Consider the following 15,253-nt stretch of genomic DNA (forward strand, 5'->3'; position numbering starts at 1 on the left):
AAATTGTATGAACTTGACTGTAAGCCAACGAATTTGGGGTGGTTTTATTCTTATCACCTTACTGCTCCTAATGATAGGTGGAAACTCTTTGCTAAGGATTGCAAATATAAATAGCTCGACACAACAAGTGAATAGCTTATCCCTTCCTGCGCTTGATAAAAGCTCAGAACTACAAGTTGAGTTTTCATTAATGAGTAAAGTTGCCCAAGGCAGCTTCTATGCACAAACCCCTGCGGAGCTAAATGCACTTAAAGCTGAGTTTAATCAGCGACAAAATATTTTTAGCAATTCACATGCTGCACTCGAGAATGTAGTAAGCAGTAACCAAAGTTTATCGCGTAGTGCACAAGATGTAGGTAATACATATAAAGACTTCGTAAATTCAGTTAGTAACTTATTAAAGGATAAGGCGCTAGAGTTAAAATTAAGAAAGACAACTGCGACTCAGCTAGAAGATATTGAGCTAAATGCCGAAGATGCAACAACCGTCGTGCTCGATATTATTGACTTAGATGGGCTAAAAGAGTCGAGTAATCGCGCGTATCAAGCTGCAAATAGTATGGAAAACAATTTTTCCAGTATAGTGACTAACAGCGCCGACATGCTGACTGTTGAAAACTTAAATACACTCGATATCGTAAAAAAAGATCAAATATATTTACTTGAAGAGCTTGAGCGAAATATAGGGCTAATGAAAGGTCCTGTGATAGCACTCGATAGTGACTTATTTGCTGATCTAGAGTCTTATTTTGATGCATTAAAACAAGATACCACTGGCACTCAAAGTTTATCAGAAAATAAAAAGCGCCTGATCAATGCGATTAACCTGACAAAAACAGAACTTGCAGAAGCCGAACAAGCAACCAAGGCCGCTTTAAAGCAGCTAGATCAGCTATTAGATGAAGCAAGTAAAGTTGCATTCGACTTACAAAAGGGTGTGAGCCAAGATGTAAGTGCAGCAAACTTATGGACGTGGATTGGGATGGTCATCGCCACACTTATTGCTATCGTCGTCGCTTTTGTTACCGTAAACCTAATTACCAAACCTCTTGCAGAAGTTAATCGTGTACTCACAATCGTTGCTCGTGGCGACATGACGCAGCGTTTGGATGATACAGCACAGGATGAATTCGGTGAGCTGTCTCGCAGTTGTAACGCATTAATTAGTAGTTTACGTGAGCTGATCACAGGCATTGTTTCTCGCTCTACACAGCTTGCAGCAGCATCTGAGCAAACATCTACAATTACGACAGAGTCAAGCCAAGCTATTCGTAATCAGCAAGCACAAGTCGAACAAGCCGCAACGGCAACCACTGAAATGAGTAGTACTTCTCATGGCGTCAGTAATAGTGCAAACCAAGCGTTACTTGAAATTAAAAACGCGGATAAAGAAGCTGAACGTGTGAAAGGTATTTCTCATGATAATAAGCACACTATTGAGCAACTTGCTCGTGAGGTTGATGAGGCATCTCGCGTTATTAATAAGTTACATCAAGACAGTGCGTCAATTGGTGGAATATTAGATGTTATTCGTGGTATTGCTGAACAGACGAATCTACTCGCATTAAATGCAGCCATTGAGGCTGCCCGAGCGGGTGAGCAAGGTCGAGGTTTTGCAGTAGTAGCAGATGAAGTTAGATCACTGGCAAGTAAAACTCAGGAGTCAACTCAAGAAATACAGTCTATGATTGAATCTTTGCAAGCGGGTGCTGAAGAAGCCGTAACCGCTATGTCAAAAGGTAAGCAGCAAGCAGAATCATGTGTTGATAAAAGTGATTTAGCTAACGAGGCGCTAAATAGCATCACCCAAGCTGTATCGCAAGCACATGATGTGAGTGAAGAGATTTCGACTGCTGCAAATGAACAACAACAAGTTTCTCAAGAGATCAGTGAACGTTTAGAGTCAATTGTGTCTATCGCCGAGCAAACAGCTGAAGGCGCAAATCAAACCTCAATTTCAAGTACAGAGGTTGCAAAGTTGGCTGAAGAGCTTCGTTTATCGGTTGAACAGTTTAAGGTATAGTTTCTTAAATTACCGGCTAAGAGGTTAGCCGGTCTATCGGGATATATCATGACCAGTACGACTATTTGAGCATAAAAAAAGCCTGCAAATGCAGGCTTTTTATGTTTTACACTAATTCATTTAGAATAATGATTTTGCCTTGCTCACAATATTGTCAACTGTGAAACCAAAGTGCTCAAACAGTTCACTTGCAGGCGCTGACTCACCAAAGGTCGTCATACCTACAACAACACCATTTAAGCCAACATACTTATACCAATAATCAGCAATTCCAGCCTCTACTGCAACACGACGAGTCACGGATGCTGGTAAAACGCTTTCTTTATATTCAGCTGACTGGGCATCGAATACGTCGGTTGATGGCATAGAGACAACGCGTACTTTCTTACCGTCTAAACGCAATGCTTTCGCAGAATCAATGGCTAACTGTACTTCAGAACCAGTTGCTATAATTATTAACTCTGGATTGCCATCACAGCTTAGTACGTAGCCACCTTGCTTGATTGCTTGTACTTGCACATCATCACGGCTTTGCTGCTCTAAACCTTGACGCGTAAAGATAAGAGAAGTAGGACCATCTTTACGCTCAACCGCTTGTTGCCATGCAACAGCTGATTCAACTTGGTCACAAGGACGCCAATTAACTAAATTAGGCGTCAAACGCATGCTTGCTATTTGTTCTACTGGTTGGTGTGTTGGGCCATCTTCGCCCAGGCCAATTGAGTCATGCGTATAAACAAAAATACTAGGTTGCTTCATTAATGCAGCCATGCGCACAGCATTACGAGCATATTCCATGAACATCAAAAATGTGGCGCCGTAAGGAATAAAGCCTTTGTGCAACACAATGCCGTTCATAATTGCTGACATACCAAACTCGCGAACACCATAATAAATATAGTTGCCAGAGGCGTCATCTGCGGTTAGCCCTTTTGAGCCATCCCAAATAGTTAAGTTTGAACCTGCTAAATCAGCAGAGCCACCCATAAATTCCGGTAATAAAGGACCATAAGTATTTAATGCATTTTGTGATGCTTTACGTGTAGCTGGGCTCGCAGGGTTTGCTTGTAATTGCGCGATATAAGCTTCAGATTGCTCAGCCCATGTATCTGGCAATTCACCTTTCATACGGCGCTCAAATTCAGCAGCCAGCTCTGGGTATTCAATTTGATACTCAGTAAACTTAATCAACCAGTGACTTTGCGCTTGTTGGCCGCGTGCTGACGCATCCCACTTGGCATATATTTCGTCTGGCACTTCAAACGCGTCATGCTTCCAACCAAGGAACTCACGTGCCGCTTTAATCTCTTCATCACCCAGTGGTGCACCGTGACAATCATGACTACCTGATTTATTTGGTGAGCCGTAGCCAATCACTGTTTTACAACAAATTAAGGTTGGTTTATTCGTTTCAGCACGCGCAGCATCTATCGCAGCTTTAATCGCTTCACTATCGTGACCATCGACATCTGCAATGACATGCCAACCATATGCTTCAAAGCGTTTAGGCGTATCATCACTGAACCACCCTTCTACTTCACCATCGATTGAAATGCCATTATCATCCCAAAATGCAACCAACTTGCCTAAGCCAAGTGTGCCAGCTAATGAACATGCTTCATGAGAAATACCTTCCATCAAGCAACCATCACCTAAGAACGCATAAGTAAAGTGGTTTACAATATCATGCTCGTCGCGGTTAAACTGAGCAGCAAGTGACTTTTCAGCTATCGCCATACCAACTGCATTAGTAATACCTTGGCCCAATGGTCCTGTGGTCGTTTCAATACCAGGCGCATAGCCATATTCAGGGTGCCCAGGTGTTTTAGAGTGCATTTGACGGAAATTTTTCAAATCGTCAATTGATAACTCATAACCACTTAAATGTAGCAAAGAATAAATCAGCATTGAGCCATGACCATTCGACAGCACAAAGCGGTCACGATCAGCCCATTCAGGGTTGCTTGGATTATGTTTTAAATAATCACGCCACAATACCTCGGCGATATCCGCCATACCCATAGGGGCACCGGGGTGACCTGATTTTGCCTGTTGTACAGCGTCCATTGACAGAGCGCGGATTGCATTTGCTAGTTCTTTGCGAGATGGCATGAATTCTCCTACCTTAAAATTCGCGTATAGTAAGTTAAAGTACCCCATTCTTACTCATTTCAATGCTTGACTGCAACGATATTCCATAGAAAAAACAGGTACAAGCAGGATTTTATATTCCAGCTCAAATTATAAAAGCTATTTAGACGTCTAGGCGTAAAAAAACTATGCAGAGCTGTTCGTTTTGGTTAGAATGTTCCTTATACTTTTTTCATTCCTGCGCTATCCTGTTTGTTTGTGAAGCGCATATTTGTGAGCATACATACAATGGCAAAACATTTATTTACTTCTGAGTCTGTTTCTGAAGGCCATCCGGATAAAATCGCGGATCAAATTTCAGATGCTGTACTTGATGCAATCCTAGAACAAGATCCAAAAGCGCGTGTAGCATGTGAAACATATGTTAAAACAGGTATGGTTATGGTTGGTGGTGAAGTAACCACTAGCGCTTGGGTAGACATCGAAGAGTTAACACGTAAAACTGTACGTGATATCGGTTATACACATTCTGACATGGGCTTTGACGCCGATTCATGTGCGATTTTAAATACCATAGGTAAACAATCTCCAGATATCAACCAAGGTGTAGACCGTGCTAGAGCTGAAGAACAAGGCGCTGGCGACCAAGGTTTAATGTTTGGTTATGCATGTAATGAAACAGACGTATTAATGCCTGCACCAATCACTTACTCTCATCGTTTAGTACAACGCCAAGCGCAAGTACGTAAAAGCGGAGAGCTTAGTTGGTTGCGTCCAGATGCAAAGTCACAAGTAACATTTGCCTATCAAAATGGTAAAGCAGTGGGTATTGATGCTGTGGTTCTTTCAACTCAGCATTGCGACTCTGTTTCACAAGATGACTTAGTTGAAGCCGTGATGGAAACGATCATCAAGCCAGTATTACCAGCGGAGCTTATTTCTAAAGCAACTAAATTCTTCATCAACCCGACTGGTCGTTTTGTGATTGGTGGCCCAATGGGTGACTGTGGTTTAACTGGTCGTAAGATCATCGTAGATACTTATGGTGGCATGGCACGTCACGGTGGTGGCGCATTCTCTGGTAAAGATCCATCAAAAGTTGACCGTTCAGCAGCCTATGCTGCACGTTACGTTGCTAAAAACATTGTAGCAGCTGGTCTTGCTGATAAATGTGAATTGCAGGTATCTTATGCGATTGGTGTTGCAGAGCCAACATCTATTAGCATCGAAACTTTTGGCACAGGTAAACTGGAAGAGTCTCGTTTAGTTGAATTAGTGCGTGAGCACTTTGATCTGCGTCCATATGGCCTTCTTACTATGCTCGATTTAGAACGTCCTATTTACCAGCCTACAGCGGCATACGGACACTTCGGACGTGAAGAGTTCCCGTGGGAAGCAACTGATAAAGCAGAGGCTTTAAGAGCTGCCGCTGGATTATAAGTTATCTAGTACAGAACCAAATAATAAAAAGCGCAGCCTACTGGCAGCGCTTTTTTTGGTTATTTAAATAGTACAAGTTTTGCTAAAATATCCTTATTTTATCTTCTGAGTTTTATAGTTCAAAAGGTAAACCGCCGACAATGCTAATACTCCGCCGCTCCCCACAATCAGTGATAACGATTCACCGAAATACCAAGCAGACAGGCCCATTGCAGATACAGGTACTATCAATACAAACGAACTAGAACGACTTGACCCTAACTTTTGAGTCGCTAAAAAAAACACACTGGTTGCGATACTCACTACAACAGTTGATAAAAATAACATATGTTGCCAATACTCAATTGGATAGCTCGTTATTGACGTCAACGGGGCATATTCAAATGCCAACCCATAACTAATCATACTGGCGCTCCCATACATCAAGGTACTAAACAGTAAAAAGTCAGCATATCGGCCTCCAACCTGACTCACCAAAGTGAGAATAGCCCAAGTCAGTGCAGCTAAAATAAAATACAGATTTCCCGACACCATTAGCTGATCAAGGTCGAAGTACCATATTTCAATCATCATTAATCCACCGATCAGTCCAAGCGTTAAGCCTGCTATCTGCAATTTGCTTAATTTCTGTTTAAATACGATGACAGTTAATAAACAGGTAAATAAGGGATTGAGCGTCGTCACCAACATCCCTCCTTTACCTGGTAATCCATCATTAAGCCCTAAAAAGAATAACTGATTATATGCAGCCAGCAGCAAACCAGCCGGCAAAGACCACATTACCGCTCGAGGCGTAATCCTCAATTGAACCCATTTAAATAGATGCATGATAAATAAAATAGGTAACATGCTAATAGTTGCAATGGCTAAGCGATAAAAGGTGGTCACTTTGGCTGGTGCCATATCTGAAATTATTTTCCCCGAAACCCAGCTAGTACCCCATATCAGCATAGCCAAAATAAGTACGGTAACCAGTGTGGCCTCTGTCGTATCATTTTCTCTGCTAGCAACGTCCACTTAACTTCCTTACTTACTCATAAAATTTACATTGCTAAAGTGTACAGGATTGTTTTGCATGGTACTTCGTTAAAGGACGAACTATTTTTATACATGTATTTTTCACCGTAAGGTATGACAATTATTACCCCTTCTAAATACCTTACGGTACAATATTGCAATAGAGTATATTTAGTAAAATGAAAGGAACACTTATGAGTATCGAACGTAAGCATACTAACCAAAGAATGAGCCGTATTGTCACGCATAACAATACCGTCTACTTGTGTGGTCAAGTATGTAGTGATGCAACAAAAGATATTACAGAGCAAACTCAAACTATGCTTGATAAGGTTGATGGGTTACTACTGGAAGCAAACAGTGATAAAGAGCACGTACTAAGTGCAACCGTTTACATCAGTGATATGGCAAACTTTAAAGCAATGAATGATGTATGGGATGCCTGGGTAGCAGAAGGTCATGCACCAGCAAGAGCATGCGTTCAGGCAGCAATGGCCAGGCCTGAGCTGCTCGTTGAGGTTTCTATCATTGCAGCAGTTAAAACCAACTAAACAGTTCGGGTGGCTGAAGTAGATCTAGCCACTTGCCACTACTTACTTACTTACTTACTTACTTACTTACTTACTTACTTACTAAAGTAGTAAACCATGCTGAATTAGTGAAACGTGACTCGAACTGATGATTATGCACTGCAGGCATTAAAACACGCTGCACCAACCACAGACTACATTAGCTTTTTTTAGTCAATTTAAAGAGATGTATAAATATCAGGGTGGCAATGTAAACTTGAAATTATTTAGCGTAAAAGCAATGGATAAAGGTCGAAGAGCTTATCATCTAGCCAATATCCTTTGGCATAGTGATAATTTTACAGGAACAAAAGTATTAATAAAGGGAACTAACTTTTCCAAAAAAAACCTCGGTTTTACCAAGGCTTTATTTATCAGATATACACATAGGGATTATATTGCGCCCTTATGTATATCTACACGCTAAAGGCCTGCACGCGCTTTAATAACGGCAATCAATGGTGAACCACTATGACCATTGCCCTCAGCCCATGAAATGTCAGCACCGTCTTTTAACGCGCTTTTCGGTAGGTTTTTAACGATGTACTCTCCTGCACCTGCCGCATTACTAGCAATTGCGTGACGTAATAGGTTATTTCCATTACATTGAATTGCATCATAAATATTACGAATTTTCACTCGCGAGCTTTTTAATTTTTTACGTAAACGACCTTTGTCGTCTGCTGCAACATATTCACACAAAGATGCGGCAAGTTGTGCATCAGCATTGGCATTGTGACTGAAAGACAAAGAAGCTATACACAAAGAAGCTGATACAAGCACGGTAGTTAATTTCATTTTAAACCCTTTAATAATACTTTATTCGTATACAAATACTTATATAATTGTAGCAATCAATATAATTGTTAGCAACAAACTCATAATTTTTTCTGCAAGGTTACGAATTTATGACTATATTTATTTTTGTCATTAGGTTCATGGCTTTGTACTTCAACTTCTGTCCAATCAGCCACTTTTTCATAATCAGGAAAGCATGTGTCGCCCAAAGCATGTAAATCAATAAAAGTTAAATACAGTCTATCGCACAGTGGAAGAAATTGCTCATAGACTAACCCTCCACCAATAATCATTACCTCTTCAGAACCAGAAACAAGTTCTAGTGCAGCATCAGCCGAAGTTACTACTTCAATGCCATCAGCATGATAACTTTCATTGCGACTAATGATGATGTTACGCCTACTAGGTAACGGCCGACCAATTGATTCAAAAGTTTTTCTACCCATGATCACAGGTTTATTCAAAGTAACGCGCTTAAAGTGCTGCAGATCAGCGGGTAAGTGCCAAGGCATTTTATTGTCTTGCCCAATTACACGGTTGTGTGCCATTGCTGCGATCATTGAAATTATCACATGTACTCCTATCATTTTTTCTTATTAAAAAAGGGCCCGAAAGCCCTTTATCATTAACTGTTACTACCGCTCGTAGACAACCTCTACATCATAGTCATCTTCGTCCCAGTCATCATCCCAGTCGTCATCATCTTGTGCTTCTTGAGCTGCTTTACGGTGGTATGTATCCCACTTAAATTCGACTTCTTCTTGCTCTTGTTCTACCTCAAATTTATCTTTAGGCATACTATCGAGCAGTGTCATAATATCGTAGCATAGAGGCTGTGTGTTTAGCTTGTTAATCGCCGAGACTTGATACACTTTTTCTGCATCAAGCTCCTGTGCAATACGCTCACAAATAGCCTCAGCTTCATCTTCAGGTAATAAGTCAATCTTATTCAACACTAACCAACGAGGCTTCTCTGCAAGCTTAGGGCTATACTGATGTAGCTCATTAATGATAGAGAATGCATTATCAACCGGATCTGTGCCATCAACTGGCATCACATCGATAATATGTAATAACACACGACAACGCTCTAAGTGTTTCAAAAAGCGAATACCTAAGCCTGCGCCATCTGATGCACCTTCAATCAGACCTGGAATATCGGCGATAACAAATGACTTACTCGCTTCTGGGCGAACAACGCCCAAATTAGGGATAAGCGTCGTAAATGGGTAATCGGCTACTTTTGGCTTAGCCGCAGATACGCTTCGGATAAAGGTCGACTTACCGGCATTCGGCAAACCAAGTAAACCCACATCAGCAAGAAGTAATAGTTCTAGTTTTAAATTACGAACCTCACCTTTTGTCCCTAACGTTTTTTGCCTAGGGGCACGGTTAACACTTGATTTAAAACGTGCGTTCCCCAAACCATGAAATCCCCCTTTCGCTACAAGTAGCTTTTGTCCATGCTGCGTTAGATCACCTAGTGACTCTTCTGTATCTACATCACTCACACGTGTACCGACTGGCACTTTTAAGTAAAGGTCTACCCCTTTCTTACCTGTACAATTACGCGACTGACCATTTGTGCCACGTTCAGCACGGTGGAAACGTTCAAATTGATAATCAACTAACGTATTCCAGTTTTCGTCTGCTAGTAAGTATACACTTGCGCCATCACCACCGTCACCGCCATCAGGGCCGCCATCAGGGACATATTTCTCACGACGAAATGACACAATGCCACTCCCGCCATCGCCCGCTTCTGCACGAATTTCAACTTCATCGACAAACTTCATGGTTACTCTCTTTTGACTGGGGGGTTCTGATCCCGAAGTATAATACTAATAAGACAAAATCTTTAGTCATTATTGCAGTTTGCTTAACTTACACTGCTAATTACTTCGCTGGGGGGTTCTATAAAAACAAAAAACCCCGCCGTAGCGGGGTTTTTTTTAATCTTTACCGATTACTCAGCAACGATGCTAACGTATTTACGGTTTAAAGGACCTTTTTGTTCAAAAACAACTTTACCGTCTGCTTTTGCAAAAATTGTATGGTCTTTACCGATACCTGCGTTAGAACCAGCGTGGAAACGAGTACCACGTTGACGTACGATGATGTTACCCGCTAAAACTGATTCGCCACCAAAACGTTTCACACCTAAGCGTTTACTTTCTGAATCGCGACCGTTACGAGTACTACCAGCTGCCTTCTTATGTGCCATCTCTCTGTACCTCTAAATTAAGCGCTAATGCCAGTGATTTTAACTTCAGTGAACCATTGACGATGGCCCATCTGCTTACGAGAATGCTTACGACGTCTAAATTTAACGACCTTAATCTTCTCACCGCGACCGTGTGAAACAACCTCAGCTGTCACTTTACCACCGTTTACGAACGGGGCACCGATCTCGATTTTCTCACCATCAGCAACTAGAAGTACTGAATCGAATTCAACTGCTGCACCAGTCTCAACGTCTAGTTTTTCTAGACGAATCGTTTGACCTTCAGTCACACGGTGCTGTTTACCACCACTTTGGAAAACCGCGTACATAATTAACTCCGCTTGTGCGCCCTCAAATCGACGCAACTTAATATTCTTCAATAGGGCGCGAAGTTTACGCTAATGCGAATCTACGTGCAAGCCCAATTTTATTTAAACTGAATAAAAAATAGCGGCTAAGAGAGCGAATCATTATTTTTTGCTAGTTTATCCAAAAAAGCGCATAAACCAAAGCGCTTTTTTACACTTTTACGACTATGCCTAACAAGTCAAAAAAACACCTTTATTTGGCTATATATTCAACAGCATGGCAACCTATGGTGTTTTTTTTTACTGTTATTTGACAAAATATCGAGCTTGGCGAAAAAGTGTAGTACACTCGCCACGTTTATCTATTTTAACCTGGCTTGGAGTACAATGGATATCAAAACGATCCAGACGTTGATCGAAACCGATATGCAAAACGTCAATGAACTAATACACGAACAAATGCAATCTGACGTTGCACTAGTTAACCAGCTTGGTCTGTACATTGTTAACAGTGGTGGCAAACGCATTAGACCTATGCTGACGTTACTGGCAGCAAAGGCGCTCGCACATCAAGGTGATAAACATGTTACTTTGGCGACAATTGTTGAGTTTATTCATACTGCAACTTTACTACACGATGATGTAGTAGATGAATCAGCATTACGTCGTGGCGAACCAACAGCCAATGCTGAGTTTGGTAATGCGGCAAGCGTTTTGGTGGGTGACTTTATATACACCCGCTCATTTCAGTTGATGGTTGGTTTACAAAATATGCAAGTAATGCAAATTTTAGCTGATGCAACCAACATCATCGCCGAAGGCGAAGTGTTGCAGCTCATGAACTGCAATGACCCAGACACGACTGAAGAAAGCTATATGCAGGTTATATATAGTAAAACGGCTAAGCTATTCGAAGCGGCTACATTGCTTCCCGCTGTTGTTCTTGAACAACCAAAGGAAATACAAGACGCGTTAAAGTATTATGGCATGCACCTTGGTACTGCATTTCAGCTTGTTGACGATGTGCTAGATTACAGTGCAAATGCTGAGCAAATGGGCAAAAATTTAGGTGATGATTTAGCTGAAGGTAAACCAACACTCCCCCTTATATACGCAATGCGCCATGGTAAAGCTGAACAAGTAACTCAGATCCGCGCCGCAATAGAGCAAGGTAATGGGATGGAGTATTTAGATGATATACTTGTTACATTGCGCGAAACAAAAGCATTAGACTTTGCTATGGAAAAAGCAAAGGGTGAAGCTAATAAAGCCATTGAAATGTTGCAAATCCTACCTGAATCAGACTATAAAAAAGCGCTGGTTGCACTCGCTGAGCTATCGGTATCACGAGATCACTAAATACGGCAGTGTGAACACATTTCAGGACAAGACATAATCTATTTCGAAAAAGCCGCTAATAGCGGCTTTTTTAATGCGAGGTAACTACTTTTGCTCTGGAGGTCTATACCCTTCAATTTCTACTTCTTTATTCTCAAACAAAAAGCCGACCATTTGCTCTTCAAGCAACTCTCTATGTGCTGGATCCATCATATTTAAATGCTTTTCATTAATCAGCATAGTTTGTTTGTGTTGCCATTGCTGCCAAACTTCTTTGGAAATGTTATTAAATATTTTTTCACCTAACTCACCTGGATAAAATTGAAAGTCTAAACCTGGTGCATCTTTTTGTAACTTTTGACAAAATACTGTACGAGCCATAATTCATTGCCTAATTTAGGAAGATGGTTATAGTTTAACTCATTGCGCTTATGACTTTAACTAACTTTTTAGTCGGTGCAGCTAAGCCAACTTGCGCATGATCATTCAAGTCATACCATAACAATGGCAGCTCATGTACACAATCTGGTACTTTATCTATGTGAAGTATTATTGGAGTAATTGTCAGCTCAAAGTGCGTGAATATATGCACAAAAGGCGTCAAAGATTGCACCTTACCGTCAATCCCCTGCTGCGCTATAAATTGTTCCGCTTGCTCTAAAGTTTCGAATTCAAAAAAACCAAATAACCCCCCCCAAATACCTGAGCTAGGCCTTTTCTCCATCAATAGTTTATTTTCTGCTTTCATGATCAAATGATATGCTGACTTTTTAGGCTTATCTTTTTTTGGCTTTGAGTTAGGGAAAGCTTTAACTTGGTCATGTTGGTACGCTAAGCAGTCAGTCACTAGTGGACACGCCTCACAATCGAAGTTGGCCCGAGAGCACAAACTAGCACCTAAGTCCATCATAGCTTGGTTAAACTCAGTTACATTACCTTGAGGTGTAATTTTTTCACTCAAGGCCCAAAGCGTATTTTCTACCTTCTTCACGCCATACCAGCCCTCTACCATAAAAAACCTCGCCAGCACTCGCTTTACATTACCATCAAGAATAGGGTGATGTTGACCTAACGCAAGTGACAAAATTGCGCCTGCTGTAGAGCGGCCTATTCCGGGTAAAGCAACAACTTTCTCCATTGTCTGAGGAAACAGACCATTATATTCATCACGGACAATTTTAGCCGTTTTATGTAAGTTTCGAGCTCTCGCATAATACCCTAGCCCAGTCCAATGGTGCAGCACCTCATCTTCTGGTGCATCAGCTAAATCAAGAATGGTCGGAAAGCGTTGCATAAAACGATTAAAATAAGGGATCACCGTCACTACCTGAGTTTGTTGCAACATCACTTCTGATACCCATACTTTATATGGCGTTTTCTCTAATTGCCAAGGGAGTGTTTTTCTACCATGAAGGTGATACCAACTAACAACTTGCTCAGCAAACCATGCTGCCTGACTATTTGATACTTGCATTGACGGTGCAACTTTACTAATTCTACTTGGCCGCCAGTGTAAGGTGCTTTTAAAAACAGTCAAGCTATTGTACTTATGCTGTCGAACAGGGATAATATGCGCCCACTTTTCACTGTGCAGAATGACTATGAACGATTCGAGTAAAACTAGGCTTGAGCAAGCTCAGCAAGAAGGCAAATATATCCGTAGAATACGCAGCTTTGTAAAGCGCGAAGGTCGCTTAACGAAGGGCCAAGCTGCTGCAATTGAAAAATGCTGGCCAACCATGGGCCTAGAGCATAGCCAAGGTTTACTTGATTTATCAGAAGTCTTTGGCAACGACAATGATGTCGTACTAGAAATTGGCTTTGGCATGGGTAAGTCTTTAGTTGAGATGGCAAAAAATGCACCTCACCTCAATTTTATTGGTATTGAAGTACATAAACCTGGCGTAGGGGCATGTCTTATGGAAGCCGATGAAGCAGGCATTACTAACTTACGTGTATTTGAGCACGATGCCGTAGAAGTACTGGACGATTGTATCAAAGACGCAAGCTTAACCACCATGCAGCTGTTTTTCCCAGACCCTTGGCACAAAAAGCGTCATCATAAACGCCGTATAGTACAACTCGAGTTTGTTGAAAGCTTGCGCAGTAAACTAAAAATTGGTGGTGTATTTCACATGGCAACCGATTGGGAAAATTATGCTGAGCATATGCTTGAAGTAATGAACGCGGCACCTGGTTATGAAAACTTATCAACAACCGCTGATTACATGCCTCGTCCAGATAACCGCCCGCTTACCAAGTTTGAGCAACGTGGCCACCGCCTAGGACATGGTGTTTGGGATTTAATGTTTAAGCGCAGCAATTAACAAAGGGCATATGCCCTTTCTAACTTTAGAGATCTTATGAGTCAGTTATCGAACCCTAGTTTATTGCTAATGCGCAATGATGAAGAATTACAAGCAAACAATGTTTTAGTAATTAACGCAAATAGGGACGGTTTCCTATCGCAGCTAAAGCAATTAAATCCAAATAGTGATATTCACGCGTTCAGCTATAATATTGCCGACCATCAAGCAGCCGAAAAGCATACCGGCGTTTTAAGCTCGGTTGATCATAGCCTACCTACCATAGACAATTTAGATCTCATCATCTATTTTTATCCAAAGTCTAAGCCTGAAGCGATGATGATGCTCGACAATATTAGAGCGGTTGCGACAAGTAACACTCGCTTGCTAGTTGTTGGACACAATAAAGGTGGCGTTAAATCAGTTGAAAAGCAGCTCAAACCTCATGCAGAAGGCTTTTGTAAACTAGACAGTGCGAAACACTGTGTACTTTATGAGTTTTCAGATCTACATCTAGTAGATGAGTTTGATATAAGCCAATACAAGTCTGAATTTAATGTACAGATAGGTGATCTTGAGTTTACCGCGATTAGTGTCCCTGGTGTATTCAATCACGGTAAGCTTGATGTTGGAACCAAGCTACTATTAGAAAATATAGAGGTGCCCTATAAAGGCTCGGTGCTCGACTTTGGCTGTGGCGCGGGTTTAATAGCTACTTTCATGGGTTCTAAACAAGCGGCTTTGAAATTATATTGCTTAGATGTCAGTGCGCTTGCCTTATACGCAACAGAACAAACACTACAACTAAATGGTTTATCTGCGGAGCTTACTCTCAGTGATGGCCTTAATAATTTAGCAGGACAATATAACTTGCTAATTAGTAACCCGCCCTTTCATACCGGTATTGCCACCGACTATGGTATAGCAGACCGATTTTTGAGTGATTGCAGACCCTTTTTGAAATCGAAAGGAAAGGTTCAAATCGTTGCCAATAACTTTTTGAAATACCCCCCTATTCTTGAACAACAATTTGGTACTTACACTACTCTTGCTAGAAACACCAAATTTACTGTCTATCAAGCTGAAAAAAGCTAAATCTGCGTTTCTACCGCTTTTCTTCACGGATAAAATAACTGAAT

15 protein-coding genes are annotated in these 15,253 nt (G+C 41.3%); 6 read left to right on the plus strand and 9 right to left on the minus strand.

All coding sequences use genetic code 11. The features are described from left to right. The first annotated feature begins 7 nt into the window (after positions 1-7). A complete protein-coding gene (locus PCIT_RS02305; protein ID WP_021032338.1) occupies positions 8-2,023 on the plus strand; it encodes a methyl-accepting chemotaxis protein in 2,016 nt (671 codons plus the stop codon). Positions 2,024-2,143: 120 nt separating this feature from the next. On the opposite strand, the gene tkt is transcribed toward PCIT_RS02305, so the two are convergent. Continuing rightward, the gene (gene tkt / locus PCIT_RS02310; protein WP_010361524.1) at positions 2,144-4,135 is read right to left on the minus strand and encodes a transketolase; all 1,992 of its coding nucleotides are present in this window, start codon (positions 4,133-4,135) and stop codon (positions 2,144-2,146) included. Positions 4,136-4,402: 267 nt separating this feature from the next. Between tkt and metK the strand changes: the two genes are divergently transcribed. Beyond that, positions 4,403-5,554, plus strand: a complete 1,152-nt coding sequence (gene metK, locus PCIT_RS02315; protein WP_010361523.1) for a methionine adenosyltransferase — start codon at positions 4,403-4,405, stop codon at positions 5,552-5,554. A 93-nt stretch (positions 5,555-5,647) separates the two neighbouring features. Here metK and PCIT_RS02320 read toward each other — a convergent pair whose 3' ends face one another. Beyond that, positions 5,648-6,571, minus strand: a complete 924-nt coding sequence (locus PCIT_RS02320) for a DMT family transporter (protein WP_010361522.1) — start codon at positions 6,569-6,571, stop codon at positions 5,648-5,650. A 194-nt stretch (positions 6,572-6,765) separates the two neighbouring features. Between PCIT_RS02320 and PCIT_RS02325 the strand changes: the two genes are divergently transcribed. Next, a complete protein-coding gene (locus tag PCIT_RS02325) occupies positions 6,766-7,122 on the plus strand; it encodes a RidA family protein (RefSeq protein WP_010361521.1) in 357 nt (118 codons plus the stop codon). A gap of 441 nt (positions 7,123-7,563) precedes the next feature. Here PCIT_RS02325 and PCIT_RS02330 read toward each other — a convergent pair whose 3' ends face one another. From PCIT_RS02330 to rplU, 5 genes are all read right to left on the minus strand, one after another. Further along, positions 7,564-7,938: a DUF3718 domain-containing protein gene (locus PCIT_RS02330; protein WP_010361520.1), complete on the minus strand. Its 375-nt coding sequence runs from the start codon at positions 7,936-7,938 to the stop codon at positions 7,564-7,566. 80 nt (positions 7,939-8,018) lie between these two features. Further along, positions 8,019-8,510 (minus strand): type 3 dihydrofolate reductase, encoded by a 492-nt coding sequence (gene folA, locus PCIT_RS02335; protein WP_192992758.1) that lies wholly within the window; start codon positions 8,508-8,510, stop codon positions 8,019-8,021. Between the two features lie 63 nt (positions 8,511-8,573). Beyond that, a complete protein-coding gene (gene cgtA, locus PCIT_RS02340; RefSeq protein ID WP_010361517.1) occupies positions 8,574-9,734 on the minus strand; it encodes an Obg family GTPase CgtA in 1,161 nt (386 codons plus the stop codon). A gap of 170 nt (positions 9,735-9,904) precedes the next feature. Further along, complete coding sequence (rpmA, locus tag PCIT_RS02345; RefSeq protein WP_010361516.1) at positions 9,905-10,162, minus strand: 50S ribosomal protein L27; 258 nt, start codon at positions 10,160-10,162, stop codon at positions 9,905-9,907. 17 nt (positions 10,163-10,179) lie between these two features. Next, positions 10,180-10,491 carry a 50S ribosomal protein L21 gene (gene rplU, locus PCIT_RS02350; RefSeq protein WP_010361515.1) on the minus strand — a complete coding sequence of 104 codons (312 nt, stop codon included), beginning with the start codon at positions 10,489-10,491 and terminating at the stop codon, positions 10,180-10,182. A 366-nt stretch (positions 10,492-10,857) separates the two neighbouring features. Here rplU and ispB point away from each other — a divergent pair, with 366 nt between their 5' ends. Further along, positions 10,858-11,829, plus strand: coding sequence for an octaprenyl diphosphate synthase (ispB, locus tag PCIT_RS02355; RefSeq protein ID WP_010361514.1), 972 nt, complete (start codon positions 10,858-10,860; stop codon positions 11,827-11,829). Between the two features lie 84 nt (positions 11,830-11,913). On the opposite strand, the gene PCIT_RS02360 is transcribed toward ispB, so the two are convergent. Next, the gene (locus PCIT_RS02360) at positions 11,914-12,189 is read right to left on the minus strand and encodes an oxidative damage protection protein (RefSeq protein WP_010361512.1); all 276 of its coding nucleotides are present in this window, start codon (positions 12,187-12,189) and stop codon (positions 11,914-11,916) included. A gap of 34 nt (positions 12,190-12,223) precedes the next feature. Beyond that, positions 12,224-13,282 carry an A/G-specific adenine glycosylase gene (mutY, locus tag PCIT_RS02365; protein WP_010361511.1) on the minus strand — a complete coding sequence of 353 codons (1,059 nt, stop codon included), beginning with the start codon at positions 13,280-13,282 and terminating at the stop codon, positions 12,224-12,226. A 127-nt stretch (positions 13,283-13,409) separates the two neighbouring features. Here mutY and trmB point away from each other — a divergent pair, with 127 nt between their 5' ends. Together trmB and PCIT_RS02375 are read left to right on the plus strand one after the other, a co-directional pair. Continuing rightward, entirely contained in the window at positions 13,410-14,135 is a 726-nt protein-coding gene (gene trmB, locus PCIT_RS02370) for a tRNA (guanosine(46)-N7)-methyltransferase TrmB (RefSeq protein WP_010361510.1), read from the plus strand. A gap of 36 nt (positions 14,136-14,171) precedes the next feature. Further along, positions 14,172-15,209 (plus strand): methyltransferase, encoded by a 1,038-nt coding sequence (locus PCIT_RS02375; RefSeq protein WP_010361509.1) that lies wholly within the window; start codon positions 14,172-14,174, stop codon positions 15,207-15,209. Positions 15,210-15,253: the final 44 nt, after the last annotated feature.

The organism is Pseudoalteromonas citrea, from assembly GCF_000238375.3.
Taxonomy (GTDB): domain Bacteria; phylum Pseudomonadota; class Gammaproteobacteria; order Enterobacterales; family Alteromonadaceae; genus Pseudoalteromonas; species Pseudoalteromonas citrea.

Bases quoted from the DNA above. Each gene is read 5' to 3' on its own strand.
- PCIT_RS02305 (WP_021032338.1), top strand. From the start codon at position 8: ATGAACTTGACTGTAAGCCAACGAATTTGGGGTGGTTTTATTCTTATC.
- tkt (WP_010361524.1), bottom strand. From the start codon at position 4,135: ATGCCATCTCGCAAAGAACTAGCAAATGCAATCCGCGCTCTGTCAATG.
- metK (WP_010361523.1), top strand. From the start codon at position 4,403: ATGGCAAAACATTTATTTACTTCTGAGTCTGTTTCTGAAGGCCATCCG.
- PCIT_RS02325 (WP_010361521.1), top strand. From the start codon at position 6,766: ATGAGTATCGAACGTAAGCATACTAACCAAAGAATGAGCCGTATTGTC.
- PCIT_RS02330 (WP_010361520.1), bottom strand. From the start codon at position 7,938: ATGAAATTAACTACCGTGCTTGTATCAGCTTCTTTGTGTATAGCTTCT.
- cgtA (WP_010361517.1), bottom strand. From the start codon at position 9,734: ATGAAGTTTGTCGATGAAGTTGAAATTCGTGCAGAAGCGGGCGATGGC.
- rpmA (WP_010361516.1), bottom strand. From the start codon at position 10,162: ATGGCACATAAGAAGGCAGCTGGTAGTACTCGTAACGGTCGCGATTCA.
- rplU (WP_010361515.1), bottom strand. From the start codon at position 10,491: ATGTACGCGGTTTTCCAAAGTGGTGGTAAACAGCACCGTGTGACTGAA.
- ispB (WP_010361514.1), top strand. From the start codon at position 10,858: ATGGATATCAAAACGATCCAGACGTTGATCGAAACCGATATGCAAAAC.
- PCIT_RS02360 (WP_010361512.1), bottom strand. From the start codon at position 12,189: ATGGCTCGTACAGTATTTTGTCAAAAGTTACAAAAAGATGCACCAGGT.
- mutY (WP_010361511.1), bottom strand. From the start codon at position 13,282: ATGCAAGTATCAAATAGTCAGGCAGCATGGTTTGCTGAGCAAGTTGTT.
- trmB (WP_010361510.1), top strand. From the start codon at position 13,410: ATGAACGATTCGAGTAAAACTAGGCTTGAGCAAGCTCAGCAAGAAGGC.
- PCIT_RS02375 (WP_010361509.1), top strand. From the start codon at position 14,172: ATGAGTCAGTTATCGAACCCTAGTTTATTGCTAATGCGCAATGATGAA.